Annotated in this window: 16 protein-coding genes; 1 reads left to right on the top strand and 15 read right to left on the bottom strand. The window is 60.9% G+C overall.

Features of this window, described 5'->3' with window-relative positions:
- Positions 1 to 119 precede the first annotated feature (119 nt).
- The 14 genes from F599_RS0100945 to F599_RS0101010 form a co-directional block, all read right to left on the bottom strand.
- Positions 120 to 1,562, bottom strand: coding sequence for an Rne/Rng family ribonuclease (locus F599_RS0100945; protein WP_019541661.1), 1,443 nt, complete (start codon positions 1,560 to 1,562; stop codon positions 120 to 122).
- 200 nt (positions 1,563 to 1,762) lie between these two features.
- Positions 1,763 to 4,390, bottom strand: a complete 2,628-nt coding sequence (locus F599_RS0100950) for a TIGR03960 family B12-binding radical SAM protein (protein ID WP_019541662.1) — start codon at positions 4,388 to 4,390, stop codon at positions 1,763 to 1,765.
- Positions 4,391 to 4,411: 21 nt separating this feature from the next.
- Positions 4,412 to 5,491, bottom strand: a complete 1,080-nt coding sequence (gene rodA / locus F599_RS0100955; RefSeq protein ID WP_033368910.1) for a rod shape-determining protein RodA — start codon at positions 5,489 to 5,491, stop codon at positions 4,412 to 4,414.
- A gap of 20 nt (positions 5,492 to 5,511) precedes the next feature.
- Positions 5,512 to 5,781 carry a cell division topological specificity factor MinE gene (gene minE, locus F599_RS0100960; RefSeq protein ID WP_019541664.1) on the bottom strand — a complete coding sequence of 90 codons (270 nt, stop codon included), beginning with the start codon at positions 5,779 to 5,781 and terminating at the stop codon, positions 5,512 to 5,514.
- 15 nt (positions 5,782 to 5,796) lie between these two features.
- Positions 5,797 to 6,585 carry a septum site-determining protein MinD gene (gene minD, locus F599_RS0100965; protein WP_019541665.1) on the bottom strand — a complete coding sequence of 263 codons (789 nt, stop codon included), beginning with the start codon at positions 6,583 to 6,585 and terminating at the stop codon, positions 5,797 to 5,799.
- A gap of 8 nt (positions 6,586 to 6,593) precedes the next feature.
- On the bottom strand, positions 6,594 to 7,265 hold the full coding sequence (minC, locus tag F599_RS0100970; RefSeq protein ID WP_019541666.1) for a septum site-determining protein MinC: 672 nt from the start codon (positions 7,263 to 7,265) through the stop codon (positions 6,594 to 6,596).
- Positions 7,266 to 7,338: 73 nt separating this feature from the next.
- Positions 7,339 to 9,153 (bottom strand): penicillin-binding protein 2, encoded by a 1,815-nt coding sequence (gene mrdA / locus F599_RS0100975; RefSeq protein WP_019541667.1) that lies wholly within the window; start codon positions 9,151 to 9,153, stop codon positions 7,339 to 7,341.
- 75 nt (positions 9,154 to 9,228) lie between these two features.
- Positions 9,229 to 9,726 carry a rod shape-determining protein MreD gene (mreD, locus tag F599_RS0100980; RefSeq protein WP_019541668.1) on the bottom strand — a complete coding sequence of 166 codons (498 nt, stop codon included), beginning with the start codon at positions 9,724 to 9,726 and terminating at the stop codon, positions 9,229 to 9,231.
- Positions 9,723 to 10,718 carry a rod shape-determining protein MreC gene (gene mreC, locus F599_RS0100985; protein WP_019541669.1) on the bottom strand — a complete coding sequence of 332 codons (996 nt, stop codon included), beginning with the start codon at positions 10,716 to 10,718 and terminating at the stop codon, positions 9,723 to 9,725. Before mreC ends, mreD begins: the two co-directional genes overlap by 4 nt.
- A gap of 1 nt (position 10,719) precedes the next feature.
- Positions 10,720 to 11,760 (bottom strand): rod shape-determining protein, encoded by a 1,041-nt coding sequence (locus F599_RS0100990; RefSeq protein ID WP_026327721.1) that lies wholly within the window; start codon positions 11,758 to 11,760, stop codon positions 10,720 to 10,722.
- Positions 11,761 to 11,831: 71 nt separating this feature from the next.
- A complete protein-coding gene (gene radC / locus F599_RS0100995; protein WP_019541671.1) occupies positions 11,832 to 12,521 on the bottom strand; it encodes a RadC family protein in 690 nt (229 codons plus the stop codon).
- A complete protein-coding gene (locus F599_RS0101000) occupies positions 12,487 to 13,086 on the bottom strand; it encodes a Maf family protein (protein ID WP_019541672.1) in 600 nt (199 codons plus the stop codon). Before F599_RS0101000 ends, radC begins: the two co-directional genes overlap by 35 nt.
- Before the next feature lie 12 nt (positions 13,087 to 13,098).
- Positions 13,099 to 13,368: a DUF4321 domain-containing protein gene (locus F599_RS0101005; RefSeq protein ID WP_020700431.1), complete on the bottom strand. Its 270-nt coding sequence runs from the start codon at positions 13,366 to 13,368 to the stop codon at positions 13,099 to 13,101.
- A 166-nt stretch (positions 13,369 to 13,534) separates the two neighbouring features.
- Positions 13,535 to 16,942, bottom strand: a complete 3,408-nt coding sequence (locus tag F599_RS0101010; protein ID WP_026327722.1) for a DNA polymerase III subunit alpha — start codon at positions 16,940 to 16,942, stop codon at positions 13,535 to 13,537.
- A 90-nt stretch (positions 16,943 to 17,032) separates the two neighbouring features.
- Here F599_RS0101010 and F599_RS0101015 point away from each other — a divergent pair, with 90 nt between their 5' ends.
- Positions 17,033 to 17,341: a hypothetical protein gene (locus F599_RS0101015; protein ID WP_019541675.1), complete on the top strand. Its 309-nt coding sequence runs from the start codon at positions 17,033 to 17,035 to the stop codon at positions 17,339 to 17,341.
- An 84-nt stretch (positions 17,342 to 17,425) separates the two neighbouring features.
- Here F599_RS0101015 and F599_RS0101020 read toward each other — a convergent pair whose 3' ends face one another.
- Entirely contained in the window at positions 17,426 to 19,090 is a 1,665-nt protein-coding gene (locus F599_RS0101020) for a ribonuclease J (RefSeq protein ID WP_019541676.1), read from the bottom strand.
- Positions 19,091 to 19,457: the final 367 nt, after the last annotated feature.

The following is a 19,457-nucleotide window of genomic DNA, read 5'->3' on the forward strand; positions in this document are numbered from 1 at the left end:
GCTTGAGATGCGAAAAAGCCGGTGACTGTACGAGCGCATGCAACGCTCGCGCAGCCACCGGCTTGTGTTTTTGCCGATGAAGCGTCCCCCCAGAAACCGCTGAATGAACCAGCGCTTCCTTAACTCTGCTGGAGGATGGCGTAGTTTTCCGGATGGATGCCGGGACGGACGACGACCTTGATATCGGTGCCGTATTCGGCCGCGAGGTTCATCATGAGCTGACTCTGACGCAATTCCTCCGCGACGCTTTCATGAACTTCGATCTCGTAACCGTTCGCGGCGTGCGACTTGTGCTCCATGCGGCGGATATCGCGGCTGATGCGGATGGCGACGGTCTCCGGCGACTCGATGCGGCCGCGGCCCTGACAGGTGGGACACTCGCTGTAGATGATGCTCTCGAAGTTGGAGCGCGACTTCCTGCGCGTGATCTCGACGAGGCCGAGCGGCGTGATATCGATGATGTTCGTCTTCGCACGGTCGTGCTTGACGGCCTCGCGCAGATAGGAGAGCAGCGCTTCCTTCTGACTGTCTTTCTCCATATCGATGAAATCGACGATGATGATGCCGCCGATGTCGCGCAGACGAATCTGCTTGAGGATCTCCGCCGCTGCCTCGAGGTTCGCCTGATAGACGGTGTCACCGAGGCTGGATTTACCGACGTATTTTCCGGTATTGACGTCAATGACAGTAAGTGCCTCCGTCTTGTCGATGACGAGAAAGCCACCTGACTTCAGCGCGACCTGGCGCGCGCCGACGTTCTCAATCTCCTGCTCGATGCCGTATTTCCTGAAAAGAGGTTCTCGGCCCTCGTAGAGCCTGACGCGCGGCGCGAGCTCCGGCAGGCGCAGCTCTACGAGTTCTACGACGCGGTCATAGACGGTGCGATCATCGACGATGAGCTCGTCGACATCGCCGCCGAAGAGGTCGCGCACAATGCGGATGATGAGGTCGGCGTCGCGGTAGAGGAGCGCGGGCGCGCGGCTGTGGCGGTATTTTGCCGTGATGGCATCCCAAAGGCGCACGAGATAAACCACGTCCTCCCGGAACTCCTGCTCCGTGATACCGACCGCCGCCGTGCGCACGATGAGCCCCATGCCTTTCGGCGCATAGCGCACAGCAAGCGCATGGAGACGCGTGCGCTCCGCCTCATCCTCAATGCGGCGGGATAGCGCGATGTAGGCGGCCGTAGGCATGAGCACGAGATTACGTCCCGGCAGCGTGAGATGCGTCGTCGCGCGTGGCCCCTTGATGCCTGTCGCATCCTTGATGATCTCGACGGGCAGGTTCTGCCCGATGTGGATTTTCTGATGCGGCAACACGAGTCCCTGCGGCGCGTCATGCGGCAGGCCGTCCCCGATGTAGAGGAACGCGTTCTTCTCCTGGCCGATGTCGACGAAAGCCGCCTGCATGCCCGGAAGGACGTTCTGCACATGACCCTTGTAGATATTGCCGACGAGGTGCGCGTGAGAGGCGCGCTCCACCTGCACGCTCTCGAGTTCCCCATCCTCAACGCACGCCATGCGCGTTTCCTCGGGTACGATATTCACGAGAATCTGCTTCATCGGTTTCTCCTCTCTTCCCCTCTCGACCAGCGAAAAAATTGGCAGTTCCCAGTCTGCCTGGCTCCCAGCATCCTGCGCCCTCTATCATGTGCAGTTGGAACAAAGACGCCACTGACTAGCCCCTCCGAACGCATCTCACCGCCGCGCAGACACGCCGCAGGCATCTGGCATACCCCACGCGGAACGTTCCCGCCGCGCCCTCAGCCGACGAGGTCGATGAGGTCGCGGCCACGACCCGTGAGCGCCGTGCGGTGGATGTCCGCCTCAGAGACTGCGACGGGCAGGCCGAACTCGTCCGCGAGCACCGCGAGGATCTCGCCCGGCTTGACGCTGCCCGCGTCCCTAAGGATGCGCGTCGTGAGCGTGAGCGTGAGCGCGCCGTCCGCGATTGCCGCTTGGAGCGGTCCACTCAGATACTGCTTGATTTCCTTCTTGCGCGTCTTCTTCGGCGTCACGCGCGTGACGAAGACCTCCGGCGCTGCCGCAAATGCGTCAAGTGCCTGCTGCGCCTTTGTCGCAGCCTTATCCCCGCCCTTGAGCGGCACGTGCACGCGGTAATGCGCGGCGTCGGCCTGCGCCATGAGCGCGACATGCTTGCCGCTTATGGGACGCAGCGCGAGCACGCGCACGCCCGGCGGCAGCTGGGCCGAGAGACGATCGAAGACCTCCGGCTGTGCGAGCGGCTTCGTGAGCGCGAAATCCATATACTCCGCCTCGCTCGAGACGCCGACCGCGAGCGCGGAGCCGAATGCGAGCTTCATGTGGGGATTGAATCCTGAGGAATACGCCATCGGCAGCTTCGCGCGGTCGAACGCCTTGACGAAGACGTCGGCGTACTCGAGGTGAGAGACAAACCGTACGGCCGCGTCCTTCGTAACGCGCGCACGATACCAGTAGACGGGCGGCTGCGCACCGTCCATCTTTTCCGGATGGATGGGCTGTGGGACATACTTTTCCTCGAGCGGGCCGCGCGCCTCCTCCTGCTTCTTGTAGTCGATGACGTGGACGCCGAGGTTCGGACAGATGCCGCAGGCGCTGCACTTGCCGCGGCGGCAGTCCTCAGTGAGCGCGCCCTGCATGGCCTTCTGCCATTCGCGCAGGAAAAATTCCTTGTTCGCGCCCGGCGAGGTGACCTCCCAGGGCAGCGGCTCGTCAAACGCGCGCGTGCGCTCGCTGTAGGCGCGGATGTCGATGCCGCATTTCTCGAATGCAGCGTGCCAGATATCGCTCCTAAAAAGATCGCTCCAACCGTCGAACTTTGCGCCGTCGCGCCACGCCTGCTCGAGCACGCGCGCGAGGCGGCGGTCGCCGCGCGCGAATGCACCCTCGATGACGGAGAGACGCGCGTCATGGTAGTTGAACGTGATTGCGCGGTCCTTGATGTGCTCCTTGAGCAGCTGCTGCCGCCGCTCGAACTCCGCGAGCGGCACCTGGCCGAACCACTGGAACGGCGTATAGGGCTTCGGCACGAAGCAGGCGACGGAAATCGTGACCTTGACGCCGCGCTTGCCCTTGATCTCCGTGTAGAGGTCGACGACCTTCTTCGCGAGGCGCGCGATGCCGATGACATCGTCGTCCGTCTCCGTCGGCAGGCCCATCATGAAATAGAGCTTGACCTGCTTCCACCCCTGACGAAACGCCGCACCGCACGCCGTCATGAGGTCCTCCTCCGTGACGCCCTTGTTGATGACGTCGCGCAGGCGCTGCGTACCAGCCTCCGGCGCGAACGTCAGGCCGGACTTCCTCACCTGCTGCATCTTGTGCGCGAGGTCGATGGAAAAGCTGTCGATGCGCAGCGATGGCAGAGAGAAACTGACCTTCTCGTGGCGGAACTCGTCCATGAGATCGTCGACAAGACGGCCGAGACAGGAATAGTCCGCCGAGGAGAGCGAGGTGAGGCTCATCTCGTCGTACCCCGTGCTGTCGACGAGCCCGCGCGCCATCTCTTTCAAGTGCTCCTCCGTGCGTTCGCGCGCGGGGCGGTAGCAGATGCCCGCCTGGCAGAAGCGGCAGCCGCGCGAGCAGCCGCGGAAGAGCTCTAGCATGACACGGTTGTGCACGACGTTCATGTAGGGCACGATGGGATGCGCGACGCTCGGCACCTTGTCCATATCCTTCACAACGCGCTTGTAGATGACGGGACGTGCCTCCTCCGCGCGCGGCACAAGCGCCCGGAAGCTCCCATCGGCCGCGTACCGCGGCGTATAGAACGACGGCACATAGATGCCGTCGACTGCGAGCAGGCGGCGCAGGAACCCCTGACGCCCATCCGGCATGCCCTCCGCCTGCCACGCCTCATAGACATCGACGACCTCGAGGAGCACCTCCTCGCCCTCGCCCACGACGAAGAAATCAAAGAAATCCGCAATCGGCTCGACATTGTAGACGCAAGGCCCGCCGCCGACGACGAAGGGATCCGCCTCCGTGCGCTCTGCCGCGTGGAGCGGGATGCCCGCGAGGTCGAGCATGTTGAGCACGTTCGAGTAAATCATCTCGTACTGCAGCGAGAAGCCGAGGAACGAGAAGCTGCGGATCTCTGTCTTCGTCTCGAGCGAATAGAGCGGCAGCTGCCGCTCCCGCATGATGGCCTCCATGTCCGTCCAAGGCGCATAGACACGCTCGGCCGCGACATCCGCGCGGCCGTTGAGGATTTCATAGAGGATCGCGAGCCCCAGGTTGCTCATGCCGACCTCATAGACGTCGGGGAGCGCGAGGGCAAAGGTGCAGCGCACCTCGTCAGGGTTCTTGCGGACGGCATTCCACTCCGAGCCCGTATAGCGCGCGGGCTTTTCCACCGACTGCAGGATGCTGGGATCCAGTGTGACCATAAAACTTCTTTTTCCTCCTCATCAAAAGAGCAGCTTCTGTTTTCGCTGGTGAATATTCAAGAGTATCGCGATGGACATGATGTTCGTCGTAAGCGAGCTGACACCGTAGCTCATGAGCGGCAGCGGGATGCCTGTGACGGGCATGATGCCCATCGTCATGCCGACGTTGACGAGCACGTGGAACGCGATCATCGACGTGATGCCGACGGCGAGCAGGCGGCCGAACGTATCCGCCGCATCCCGCGCAATCTGCACGCCGCGCCAGAGCACGACGAGATACAAAAGCAGCAGGAACGCCACGCCGATGAAGCCAAGCTCCTCGCCGACGACGGCGAAAATAAAATCAGTATGATTCTCCGGCAGGAAGTTGAGCTGGCTCTGCGTGCCGTGGAAAAGCCCCTTGCCAAAAAGCATGCCCGAGCCAATGGCGATCTTCGACTGGATGATATGGTAGCCCGAACCGAGCGGATCCACGTTCGGATCCATGAAGACCATAATGCGCATCTTCTGATAATCCTTGAGGAAATGCCAGAGCACGGGCATGGCGGCAAGCCCCACAGCGAAAATGCCGCCGAGGAGCTTCATTCGGATGCCGCTGACGAAAATCATGCCGAAGAAAATCGCCATAAAGACGAGCGACGTACCGAGATCCGGCTGCTTCATGACGAGCAGGAACGGCACGCCGACATAGGCGGCGACGGGCAGGAGATCGCGCAGCGTATTGAGATGGCCGACGCGCTCCTCCAGCATGCCTGCGAGACAGACAATCATGATGAGCTTGCTGAACTCCGACGGCTGGAGGCTGATGGGCCCTATGACGATCCAACGCTGCGCACCGAGTGCCGACTGCCCCACGACCATGACCGCAACGAGCATGATGATATTAAAAATATAGAGCTTTTTGCGGAAACCTGCGAGCATCTTGTAGTCGAAGTTCATGAGAAACGCTGCGAGAGCGATGTTCATGAGCGCGAAGATGCCCTGGCGCTGCACAAACCAATAGCGCTCATCGCTCGGCGTATTGATATGCGTCGCGCTGCCGATGATCACGAGACTCATGATGAGGATGCCCGCAGCCGCGAGGATCAGCGGCATGTCCATGCGCTTGAAGAGTTTCTTGTTCAATGCTTCCCACCGTGCCGCATGTTCGTGACAGGGATATTCGCGACGAGCGCCACCGAGTCTTCATCATCCGCGAGGGTGATATTCATCTCCTGGGGACGAATGTCAAGATACTTTGCGACAACCTCGAGAATATCGTGTTTCAGATGTTCCATGATCTCCGGCGAGACGCTCGCGCGGTCATGGATGAGGACCACCTTGAGCCGATCGCGGGCCACTTTGCCTGATGGCTCCTTCTTGCCGAAAATCTTCATGAGTGCGTTCAGCATGCGTTCTTCCTCCCATCACAAATTAAAAACACGCTTGAGGCGCGAAAAGAATCCCTCTTTGGGGAATGTCATGAACGGCACCTTCTCGCCGAGGATGCGTCCCACGATATTCCGATATGCCTGACCTGCCAGGGAATGATCCATCAGGATGCAGGGCTCGCCGCGATTCGTCGAGGTGACGACCATTTCATCATCCGGCACCTGGCCGATGCACTCGATGGAGAGGATATCATTGATATCCTCCATATCGAGCATATCGCCTTTTTCCACCATCTGCGGGCGGATGCGGTTGACGACGAGCTTCACGTTCTCCTTGTCAGCGCGGCCGAGTTCGCCGATGATCTTGTCCGCGTCGCGCACGGCGGAAATCTCCGGCATCGTCACGACGATCGCGCAATCCGCTGCGGCAATCGCCGTCTGGAAGCCCTGCTCGATGCCGGCGGGGCAGTCGATGAGGATATAGTCGAACTCCTTGCGCAGCTCCGTGCAGAGCTTCACGAGCTCCTCTGGGTTGACGGCCGTCTTGTCCTTGACCTGCGAGGTCGGCAGCAGGAAGAGACTCTCCTGCTTTTTATGTCGGACGAGCGCTTTCTTGTAGGGAACGCGTCCCTGCGTCACATCGACGAGATCATACATGATGCGGTTCTCGAGGCCGAGCAAGAGGTCGAGGTTCCGCAGGCCCGTATCCGTGTCGACGAGCACGACCTTCTTGCCGCGCATCGCGAGCCCCATGCCGAGATTGGCCGTCGTCGTCGTCTTGCCTACGCCGCCCTTGCCGGATGTGATTACGATAACTTCACTCATCTGGTATCCTACCTTTCTATCGGTTCAATGACAATCTGGCCATCCTTGATGGAGGCACGCTCCGGACGCGTAGGCCGCTCACTAGCAGCAGGCGTCTTATCCGGCGCGCGCGCGATGAGATCCGCGATGCGGATCTGCGTCGGCACGAGGCAGTCGGCGATTACGAAAGCCTCCTGGTTGCCGTAGGCGCCGGCATGGACCATGCCGCGGCAGGTACCGCGGATGTCTATGCTGCCGCCCGCGATGATCTGCGCGCCCGGATTCACGTTGCCGCAGACGAGCACGGAGCATTTCGTGCGCACCTCCTGCCCGCCGCGCAGCGTCCTGTTCACGACGACCATCTGCGTCGTCTCTTCTCCAGCAGCTGCCTGTGACGATGCCGCCTGTACGGCCTCCTGCGCGGGCGACGGCCGCTGCGTTTCCGCCTGCGGCGCGAAATGCGCGCGGGAGACGCTGAAGATCACGCCGTTCTCATGGAAAAGGCGGCGCAGCTTCTCCATCTCCTCCTCGGGGAGCGAGCCAGCAAGCGCATGCATGACCGTGCCGCGGCAAAAAAATCCAGAACCTGCCGCGAGCTTCTCGCGGATTTCCGCCTCAATAGCGGCATAGGTGGCACCTGCAGCAAAAAGCAGCTGCAGCCCAGCCTTCGTCCCCTTGATCCTGACTATCTCCTCACTCATGATTCCTACATGTCCTTTCCTGTCAGCTAGACAAATCCATCCCGTTTCTCCCCTGCCAGTGACTGTCGGCATCTCACTTCCCCGCTGCTGCGTCCTGCTGCGCGTCCGGCGCGTAGCGGCCGACATGGAACGCCGCCTCGAGGATCTCGCGGCCGATCGGCACAGCCGACTGCGAACCAAAACCACCCTGCTCGACGATGACTGCCACGACGATGTTCGGATTATCGAACGGCCCGTAGGCAACGAACCAGCCGTGGTCGCGTCCCTGCGAGTTCTCCGCCGTTCCCGTCTTGCCCGCGATATCGACCGGGAATCCCCGGAACGTGCTCGCCGCCGTACCGAATTTCGTCACGTCGTGCAGGCCTTCCTGCACGAGCCGGATGACATTCGCAGGAACCTGGAGCTCTGAGAGCAGTTCCGGCTGGAACTCCTTGATGACATCGCCGTCCTGCGTCTGAATGCGGCTAACGAGATGCGGCTTGTAGCGCTTGCCATCCGCCGCGATCTCCCCCATGACCATCGCCGCTTGCAGTGGCGTCACGAGATTGAACCCCTGTCCAATCGCAGCGTCGAACGTCTCTGAGAGATACCAGTCGCCGTCTTCGAAATTCTTCTTCTTGTACTCGCGGTTCGCGACGAGTCCCTTCGCCTCGTACGGCAGATCGATGCCCGTGCGCTGACCAAGGCCGAACATGCGCGCGTATTTTTCGAGCAGATCGATGCCGAGGCGGTTGCCCATCTCGTAGAAATAGACGTTATCGGAGTGCGCAAGCGCCTCTTGAAAATTGATCCAGCCGAGCGCCTCACCCTCAGCATTGCCCTTCGGGATGATCCAGTGATGGCCGCTGTCGAAAATCTTTTCCTCCGGCGCCACCTTGCCCTCTGTGAGCGCTGCTGTACCCGTGACAATCTTGAACGTGGAGCCCGGCGGATACTCACCGGAAATCGTTTTGTTGTCCATTGGGTGGAACGGGTTATTGTTGAGCTTCGCCCAGTCCTTCGAGGAGATACCGTGCGCGAAGAGGTTCGGATCGAACGCCGGCCGACTCACCATCGCGAGGACCTCGCCCGTCTGCGGATTCATGACGACGGCCGCGGCTGCCGAGGCATGGATGGCCGCGAGCCGGTCGTCAACGGCCTTTTCCGCCGCTGTCTGCAAATCCTTGTCAATGGTCAGTACGAGGTCGTCGCCCGGCACCGGCACCTTGCGGCCGAGGCGCTTGACAGGCTTGCCTGAGACATCCACCTCGACCTGGTCGCCGCCGTCTTCGCCGCGCACATACTTATCGTAGATTTTCTCCAGGCCGAACTTGCCGATGATGTCACCGGACTTATACCCGTCCGCCTTTTTCTCCTCGAGCTCTTCGTCGTTGATCTCGCTCACATAACCGAACGTATGCGCCCCCTCCTGCTTGAGCACGTAGTCGCGAATCGGCGTGTTTTCGATCATGACACCCGGATAGAGTTCCTTCTGCTCCTCGATGATGGACACGATATCTGGCGTAACATCTGTCTTGATGCGGATGGGATTGAAGCCGCTGTGTCCGGCAATCTTCGCCTTGATATCCTCCACCGGCACATGCACGAGGCCAGAAAGACGCTCGATGACATCATCCTTGATGGGCGAGGTGAGCGGCAGCAACGACACAGTGAAGCCCGGACGGTTCGTCACGAGCAGCTGGCCGTTTCTGTCATAGAATGTGCCGCGCGGCGCGACCGCCGGGATGATACGGATGCGGTTGCCGTCCGCGAGCCCCGCATAATACGCCCCCTCATAGATTTGCAGATACCCAGCGCGCCCAATGAGCACGGCGATGACGAGCACCATGAGGATGCCGAGCACGCGGAGTCGGCGGTTGAAGCCGTCGTAGCCATCTTTTTCGACCAAAGAACTTCTCTCCTATTTTTCCAGAATGAACAAAGAACCACTGACCTCCATACATCATTCAGCGGTTCCCATGGTCTATTTTCCTTCCTGCGCCACCCACTCATTGACCTGCCGCGTGAGCTTATGCACGGGGTAGGAGAATACGAGCTGATAAACGATGAGCGGCAGGAGGATATATTCTGCATTCTCCAGCAGATTGAACCGATAGCCCAGCAGCAGCATGAGCACGGCCAGCAGGAAATAATTCGCGACAGCCGCAATGACGGAGGACACGACCGGCAGGAACATCTGCTCCTTGAACACGTGATCCGAGAGCGCACCGGCGATGAAGCCGGCGAGCATCTTCGTGAGCGTATTCATGCCGAGGAAGGTCCCGGATAACAGATCCTGCAGCAACCCCGCAAGAAATCCCGCGAGTACGCCGAGTCGCATACCACGGATGAAGCCGAACGACACGGCGAAAAGCAGCAGGAAATCCGCCGAAGCACCGTGAAAGGCGATGAGCGGTAGCAATGACGCCTGTAGCACATAGAGCAGGAGCACGAAAAGCGCCCATTTCAAAAACGCCTTCAATCGCTCTCACCTGCCTGTACCTGTGCGTCCTGCTGCACCGCTTCCTCCCCACCGGCGGCCTGTGCCTCCTGCGCCTTCTTCTCCGCAGCGGGATCCGTCTCCGTACCAGGCGTCTGCACAGGTGTCTTGAGCGGTTCAGGCGGTGCCTCGCGCGAATTGACGATGACCGCGACATCCTCGAGTTTCTGGAAGTCGACGGCCGGCTCGAGCAGCGCGATCTTCAGGAGACCCGCCTCATCATTCTCGAGCGAGGAGACGATTCCGACAACAAGCCCTTTCGGGTACATACCGCCGAAGCCAGACGTCACGATGATGTCTCCTTCCTCGATATCCGCGTTCTTCGGCACATTGATCATGCGCGGCATCGTGGGATTCGCCGGATCACCCTCGACGATACCGACGACGCGCGACTCAGCGCGCTGCACGAGCGTACCGACGGACGAGCGCGGATCGAGGATGAGCTGGACCTTCGCGTAGTTCGGTCCCGCCTCGATGACGTGCCCGACGAGCCCCTTTTCCGTCACGACCGCCATGTTCTCCTTGACACCATCGGCTGTGCCGCGGTCGATGACAATCATATGTGACCAGCTATCCGCTTCCCGGCCGATGACGCGCGCCGCCACGAGATCGAACTGCATGGCGGCCTGCTTGTAGCCGAGCAGAGCGCGCAGACGCGCGTTCTCCGCTGCATACTCACTCGCCTGGAGATTCTGGATGCGCAGTTGGTCGACCTCGTTTCTGAGCATCTTATTCTGTTCATGCACGGTCGCGATCTCCCAGATATTGCTCGTCACATAACGGAGCTGGCTGCCGACCCAGGAGATGGCTTTCTCGAAGGGTGCGGCAACCGTAGAGACAGACTTCGCAAGTACAGGAGCCTGAAACCGCCCCTGCGCCGCAAAGAAAATGATGCAGAAAACGCTCACGAAAACAAAGAGGAGCGCCCAAGTGCGGCTTTTCTTGTGCCCATCCCGTCTCAGTCTCGTTCCCATCTTACTGTCTCAACTTCTTCGAGGTCATCACGACACGCTTCAGAAGGCCGATGTTCTCGAGCGACTTGCCCGTGCCCTCGCCGACGCAGGAGAGCGCGTCCTCCGACACAAGCACCGGCATGCCCGTCTCCTTGGAGAGGAGCTTGTCGAGATTCGTGAGCAGCGCGCCGCCGCCCGTCATCATGATGCCGTGATCCATGACATCGGCCGCGAGCTCCGGCGGCGTCTTCTCAAGTGTGTTCTTCACTGCTTCGATGATCTTGTAGATCGGCTCATCGAGCGCCTCGCGGATCTCGCTCGCCTTGATCGTGAGCGTCTTCGGCAGGCCGCTCACGAGATCGCGTCCGCGGATGTCCATGCTGCTCTGCGTCTCCGGCGTCACGATGGCCGTGCCGATGTTGATCTTGATTTCCTCTGCCGTGCGCTCGCCGATCATGAGGTTGTACATGCGCTTGATGTACTGGACGATGGCGGAGTCCATCTCATCGCCGCCGATGCGGATGGAGCGGCTCGTCACGATGCCGCCGAGCGAGATGACGGCGATCTCCGTCGTGCCGCCGCCGATATCGACGACCATGCTGCCCGTCGCCTCCTCGACCGGCAGACCCGCGCCGATGGCCGCCGCCATCGGTTCCTCGATGAGGTACGCCTCACGCGCGCCCGCCTGCTGCGCCGCGTCGATGACAGCGCGCTTCTCGACCTCCGTGACGCCGGACGGCACGCCGACCACGACGCGCGGGCGCACGAAGGACTTCGTGTTCATCGCCTTGCGGATGAAATACTTGAGCATGGCCTGCGTCACGTCGAAATCCGCGATGACGCCGTCCTTCATCGGGCGGATAGCGACAATGTTGCCCGGCGTGCGGCCGATCATCTGCTTCGCCTCCTCGCCGACGGCGAGGACATCGCCCGTATCGCTCTTGATCGCGACGACAGAGGGCTCGCGCAGCACGATGCCGCGCCCCTTCACATGCACGAGCGTATTCGCTGTGCCAAGATCGATCCCCATATCATGCGACAAACCACCAAAAAGACTCCACATGTTATCTGAAAACTCCCTTCCAGGAATGAAATGAACCTATGCAACATTGATTTATTCTACCACAAGCCTCTTCATTGTACCATACCTTCCTCTTTTAGGCTAATAAATTTATCGCCTCCGAGAACGATGTGGTCCAGCACAGGAATATCCATGATTCTTCCCGCGTCGACGAGCCGCTGCGTCACAGCAACGTCCTCCTGGCTCGGCGTCGGATCGCCGCTCGGGTGATTATGGAGCACGATGAGCGAGGCCGCCGAATGCTGGATGGCCAGGCGGAAGACCTCGCGGGGATGTACGACCGAGGCCGACTGGCTGCCGATCGAGACATCCCGCATCGCGAGGATATGGTTCCTCCTGTCGAGCAGCATCGCGACGAAATGTTCCCTCTGCTCATGGCGCAGGCGCGGAATCGCATAGCGCGCCGCGTCCTCTGGGCCGTGCACCGCCTCGACGTGCTCGGCCGCCTTCATGGAGAGCCTGCGCCCGAGCTCGATGGCCGCGACGACTGTCGCAGCCTTCGCGAGGCCGACGCCCTTGATTTCGGCGAGTTCCTGCGGCGCCATGTTGACGAGCTCCACGATGCCGCGGTCGCGATAGCGCGCGAGCACCTCCTCCGCGATGTGAAGCACGGACGCCTGTTGCGTGCCCGTGCGCAGCAGGATGGCGAGGAGCTCCGCGTTGCCGAGGCTCGACGCGCCATAGGTCAAAAGCTTTTCCCGCGGCCTCTCATCCGCGGGCAAATCCCGCACCATGACTGTCATAAAGATCCACTCCTGCTCTTTTCGCGAGCTGCGCCAGCGTGCAGAGCGGCAGCCCGACAACACCAGAAAACGAGCCATGCACCGCCTCGATGAAGGCGGCCGCGCGTCCCTGCACAGCGTAGCCGCCCGCCTTGTCGAGCGGCTCGCCCGTCGCGACATAGGTCGCGATATCCTCACGAGAGAGCGGCGCGAAAACGACCTCGGTCGAAGAGGCGTCTGTAAAGACCTCACCGCGTGCATTGATGAGCGCAAGCCCCGTCGTCACCGTGTGGCTGCGCCCGGATAGCGCGCCGAGCATCGCGCACGCCGCCTCCGGCGTGCCCGGCTTGCCATAGATTTCCCCATCGAGCGCGACGACGGTGTCCGCCCCGAGTACCGCGCGGCCCGGACAGCGGCGCGCAACCGCCTCCGCCTTCGCGCGCGCGTTCGCGCAGGTGAGCGCGCGCGGCGTCGCGGCGTCTCGCAGTTCCTCCGCCTCGCTCACCTGTACTTCGAACGCTGCGCCAATCTGGTGCAGGAGCTCCGCGCGCCGCGGCGAACCGGACGCGAGTATCAGCTTCGCCATCCTCATCCCTCCTCAGAATTTCTTGAACGCGACGACGCCGAGCACCATGCCGAGCGCCGCGAGAAGATGCGGCGTGAAGGAGAGCCCCAGCGTCAGGCGGAACACGAAAAGATTGATGTCGAACGGATGAATGGTGAAGATCTCGCTCTCCGCCGTCAGATACGGCACGAGCCCGGAAAACGCGTCGATGCTCTTCATGAGCTCGCCGACCAGGCCGCCGACGATTGCGCCGATGACGACGAAAAGCGCGCACATTCCCACGCTGCGTCCACTGATTTTCATGAAACGACCTCCTACCCTGAAATGTCCAGCGCGCTTTGACTTCCTCACGCCGCCGGTTCGTTCTCAGAAATATCAAATATAATTCATTCTAACACATACGGGCCTCTCCGTAAACGGAAAGGCCCGTACAAATAGAGCGCCATGAAGCTGCGGATGCAGCGATCTCTTACCGCAGGTGCACCGTGTCGCTGCCGAGCAGCTGCTCGAACGCTGCGCGCACATCGTCGCCCTCGCGCAGCCAGTAATTCGCGCCTGTCTTCTGCCAGCGCCCCCCCATTTGGAGATAGACGACGCGGTCGCCATGATACGCCTGGAAGAGTTCTCTGAGCGCGTCGCGCGTCTCCTGCGATTCCTTGCTCTCAGGGATCTTGATGTAGTAGGTGAGCTGATACGACGCAAGCGGCCAGAGATTGTCCGCAAGGAGCTTCACGCCGTCGTCCGTGATGTCCACATGCCCCTGCACGACGACGGCCGTGTCGACGGCGAGCAGGTTCACGTGATCGTAGAACACGCGCGGAAAAACCGTGATTTCGAGACTGTCCGTGAAATCCTCGAGCGTCGCGAAGCACATCGTCTCCCCCTTGCGCGTCGTGATGCGCTTGAGCTCCGTGAACATGCCGCCGACACGCACGACCTGCCGGTCCTTGACCTCACCGCCCGCGAGCATGCGCAGGCCTGGCAGCTGCTCGAGCACGCCCTTGTAGCGATCGAGCGGATGGCCCGTGATGTAGAATCCCGTCGTCTCTTTCTCCCAGGCGAGAATCTCCTCTGGTGACGCCTCCGGGATGTCAGGGAGCTCGAGCTCCGCCGCCTCGTCGAGCACCTCCTCGCCGAAGAGGCCCATCTGGCCGCTCGCGAGATCGCGCTGCTTGCGCGCCGCCTCGCCGAGCGCCTTATCGAGCACCACGAGGAGCTGGCTGCGGCGCGCGCCGAGCGAGTCAAACGCGCCGCAGCGGATAAGGCTCTCGATCGCGCGCTTTGAGAGCGTGCGCGTGCTCACGCGCGAGCAGAAATCAACGAGCGAAGAAAACAGCCCGCCCGCCTGCCGCTCCGCGACCATGCCCGCCAGCGCGTTCTCGCCGACGTTGCGCACGGCCGCGAGGCCGAAACGGATGGCCGCGCCGTCCACGGTGAAATACGCTTCGCTCGCATTGATGTCCGGCGGCAGGATGGGAATGCCCATGCGACGGCACTGCTCGATGTAGCCCGCGACCTTGTCCGTGTCCATGACGCTCGTGAGCATCGCCGCCATGAACTCCTGCGGATAGTGCGCCTTGAGGTACGCTGTCTGCCACGCGACAAGCGCGTAGGCGGCGCTGTGCGACTTGTTGAAGCCATAGTCCGCGAAATGCGTGAGCAGGTCGAAGATCGTATTGGCAAGGCCCATCTCGATGCCGTTTTTCTTGCAGCCCGCGAGGAAGTTTTCCTTCTGATCCAGGAGGATCTTCGCCTTTTTCTTGCCCATCGCGCGGCGCAGGAGATCTGCCTGACCGAGCGTGAAGCCCGCGAGCACCTGCACGATCTGCATGACCTGCTCCTGGTAGAGCACGACGCCGAACGTCTCCTTGAGGATCGGCTCGAGCAGCGGATGCAGGTAATGCACCTCCTTCGTGCCATGACGGCCGCCGATGAAGTCTTCCACCATGCCTGAGCCGAGCGGCCCAGGCCGGTAGAGCGCGACGGTCGGGATGAGGTCGGCGAAGCCCTGCGGCGCGAGGTCCTTCACGAGCGCCGTCATGCCGCCCGACTCCATCTGGAACACGGCGCCCGTCTTGCCCTCGCAGAGCATCTTCGACGTCTCCTTATCTACGAGCGGGATGCTGTTGATATCGAGTGTCTCGCCGCGGTTCTTCTTGATGTTCTTGACGGCATCCGTGATGACCGTGAGCGTGCGCAGGCCGAGGAAATCCATCTTGAGCAGGCCGAGCTCCTCGACATGATCCTTGTCGTACTCCGTGACGAGCGTGCCGTCCGACATGGAGACAGGCACGTAGTCCGTGAGCGGATGACGCGCGATCACGACGCCCGCCGCGTGCGTCGAGGAATGGCGCGGCAGCCCCTCGATCTTGCGCGCGAGATCCACGAGGCGGTGGACATCCTCATGCTCCTCGTAGGCCTTGCGGAAGTCCGCCGACGTCTCGAGCGCCTTGTCGAGTGTCATCTTGAGCTCGTTCGGCACGAGTTTTGCGATGTCTGCGACCTGCGCGTACGGCATGTTGAGTACACGGCCGACATCGCGGATAGCCCCCTTCGCCGCCATCGTGCCGAACGTGACGATCTGCGCGACGTGGTCGCTGCCGTAGCGCCTTTTCACATATTCGATAACCTCGCCGCGCTGGATGTAGTCGAAATCGACATCGATATCCGGCATCGATACGCGCTCCGGGTTCAGGAAGCGCTCGAAAAGCAGATCGTACTTCAGCGGATCGAGATTCGTGATGCCGAGCAGATAGGCGACGATGCTGCCTGCTGCCGAGCCGCGCCCCGGCCCGACGCCGATGCCGTGCTCGCGCGCGTAGTTGATGAAGTCCCAGACGATGAGGAAATAGCTGTCATAGCCCATGCGATGAATGATGTCGAGCTCGTAGTCGAGGCGTTCCCTGACTACTTCCCCCGCGTCAGGATAACGCGTGGGCAATCGCTCCTCGCAGAGATAGCGCAGATATGCCTCATCATCCTTGTGCGGCGCTGGGATAGGATAGTACGGCAGCTGCAGATGGCCGAACTCAAAAGCGACGTTGCAGCGCTCGGCGATGCGCGCTGTATTCGCGAGCGCCTCGGGATGCTCCGGAAAGAGCGCCGCCATCTCCGCTGGCGTCTTGAGGTAGTAATCATCGCTCGAGAAGCGCATGCGATCCGGATCGTCCACGGTCTTGCCCATCTGGATGCAGAGCAGGATATCATGGAACTCGCTGTCCTCGCGGTGCACGTAGTGGAGATCGTTCGTCGCGACGAGGCCAAGGCCGTATTTCTCCGCCAGCGCCGCGAGGCCTGCGTTCGCCTTGCGCTCCTCCGGCAGGCCGTGATTCTGGATTTCGAGGAAGTAATTCTCCTTGCCGAAGATCTCGATATACTCGCGCACGATAGCTTCCGCGCGCTCAGGCTGGTCTGCGATGAGCGCACGCGGCACCTCGCCCGCCACGCAGGCCGAAAGGCAGATGAGTCCCTCGTGGTACTGCCTGAGCAACTCGTGATCGATGCGCGGCTTGTAGTAGAAGCCCTCGATGTTCGCAAGCGAGACGAGCTTCACGAGGTTGCGGTAGCCCGTCTGATTCTCCGCGAGCAGGATGAGGTGATGATACTTGACGCCGTTCACCTCGGCGCGCTCCTTGCGCCCCGTCGGCGCCACATAGACTTCGCAGCCGATGATGGGCTTCACGCCCTGCGCCACAGCCTCCTTATAAAAATCGATGACACCGTACATCGCGCCGTGATCCGTAATCGCGATGGATGTCATTCCCGCCTCCTTGACGGCGGCGATGAGCTCAGGGATACGGCTCGCGCCGTCGAGCAGACTGTACTCCGTATGCACGTGCAGATGCACGAATGCTGGTTCCGCAGCTATGGAAATCACCTCATTTGCAGAAAATCCCGCCGGACGCTTGACGCGGCAAAACACCGGCGATATAGTGAAAGACAAAAGAAAAACGAAAGGACGACTGCCATGCCGAAGGTCACGCGCGAAGACATCCCCAACTGGTTCCAGAAAAAGACGGGGTTCGATGTCGACATCGAAGAACTCAAGAAAGCGGCCGAGCTCGACCGCATCGCCTGCGCCGACGAGCCGATGAAGCTCATGCGCGACCTCTGGGGCATCACGCCGCGCGACCTTGAGCACCTGCTCGGCGCGCCCGCACGCACCGTCGAGCAATGGTTCTATGCCAAGCCCTCGCGCCCGGCCTCCTGGGTCGTGCGCCTCATCGTGGAGAAATGCGCCGCGCTGCACGAAGGGCGGCGCAGCCTGCCCCGCTGAAGGTTGGCAGCGTTTTCTCAGGAACCAAAAAACGAGGATGCAGTTCGTGAACACACGGCTTGCATCCTCTTTTCTTTCCTTACATTACATTTCCATGATGATGGGCAGGATCATCGGGCGGCGGCGCGTCTTGTCGAAGAGATAGCGGCCGAGCGCGTCACGGACATTCGACTTGATCGTCGACCACTCCGTGATCTTTTCCTCCTCACACTTTTCGAGCGCCTGCTCGACGCGTGCCTTGGCCTCATCCATGAGCGCTTCTGACTCGCGCACGTAGACGAAGCCGCGCGAGACGATATCCGGTCCCGCGACGACACGGCTCGTCGCGCGGTCCATCGTCACAACGACGATGAGGATGCCGTCCTGCGAGAGCTGGCGGCGGTCGCGCAGCACGATGTTGCCGACATCACCGACGCCGAGGCCGTCAACCATGACCATACCCGCCTGTACCTTGCCGACGATAGCGCCCTTGTCCTTCGTGAACTCGAGCACGCTGCCGTTCTCCGCGATGAAGATATGGTCCTTCGGCATGCCGAGCTCGCGCGCGAGCTTCGCGTGCTGCACGAGATGATGATACTCGCCGTGCACGGGGATGAAGAACTTCGGCCGCACGAGGTTGTGCATGAGCTTGAGTTCCTCCTGGCTCGCATGACCGGAGACATGGATGCCCTTGTTGCGCCCGTAAATGACGTTGGCACCGAGCTTCAGCAGGTTGTCGATGGTCTTGGCGACGAGCTTCTCGTTGCCCGGAATCGGCGTTGCCGAGATGATGACCGTATCGCCCGGCACGATGCCGACCTTGCGGTGATCGGACATCGACATGCGCGTGAGCGCCGACATCGGTTCGCCCTGGCTACCCGTCGTGATGATGACGATCCGGCTCATCGGATAGTTGCCGATCTCGTCGATGTCGACGATTGTGCCTTCCGGTGCGTTGATGTAGCCGAGCTCAAGCGAAATGTTGACGACATTGACCATGCTGCGGCCAAGCACGGCCACCTTGCGCTTATAGCGCACCGCCGTGTCGATGACCTGCTGGATACGATGGACGTTCGACGAGAACGTCGCGACGATGATGCGGCTGCGACAGTTGTGAAATGCCTTGTCGAACGCCGCACCGACCGTGCGCTCCGACGGCGTATGGCCCTCGCGCTCCGAGTTCGTCGAGTCCGCCATCATCACGAGTACGCCCTTATTGCCGAGCTCGCTGAAGCGGCGGAAATCCGTCATCTTGCCGTCAATCGGCGTATAGTCGAGCTTGAAGTCGCCCGTATGCACGATCATGCCGAGCGGTGTCTTGATGGAGAGGCCGACCGCATCTGGAATCGAATGGTTCACACGGATGAAACCGACGCTGAAGCAGCCGACATTGATGATGTCGCCCTGCATGACGGGATGGAGCATCGAAGAGTCGACGCCGTTCTCTTTGAGACGTCCCTCGAGGATGCCGAGCGTGAGGCGCGTGCCGTAGACCGGAACGCTGATCTGCTTGAGCACATACGGCAGCGCGCCGATATGATCTTCGTGGCCGTGTGTGAGCACGATGGCCTTGATCTTGTCGCGGTTCTCGAGGAGATACGTGATATCCGGAATCACGAGATCGATGCCGAGCATATCCTCCTCAGGGAACATGAGGCCAGAATCAATGAGCAGAATCTCATCCTCATAGCGGATGACCGTCATATTCTTGCCAATCTCTCCCAAACCGCCGAGCGGAATGATTTGCAGTTTTTGATTTCCCTTCGACAAAAATTACACCTCCGAAAACGTGTACATGCCTTGGCATGAAATATATAAACACCTTGTGAATGAACAATTTTAGAAGAAACCTCGCTGCCGCGCCTCCGCGTTCATGGAAGCGAGGACGCAAGATCTCCGAAAGCCGGGCGGCAGGAACCGCCTGCGGCGCAATCTGCCGCAGTCCTCCCAACAGAAAAAGGGCACAAAATAACCGCTCACCAGTGCAGCAGCTACACATGCCGTCCCGTATCTGCCGTTCCTGGAAGAAAATTTTCTGGAATGCCGACGCTTTCAGCACTCCGCTACCGTCCGTTCAATTCATTAGGTTCTATTTTATCATTGTACGAAGGAGAATGCAATAGATTTCATACGGGCG

Origin of the sequence: Selenomonas bovis DSM 23594 (genome assembly GCF_000381005.1) — a bacterium.
GTDB classification, from domain to species: Bacteria; Bacillota; Negativicutes; order Selenomonadales; family Selenomonadaceae; genus Selenomonas_C; species Selenomonas_C bovis.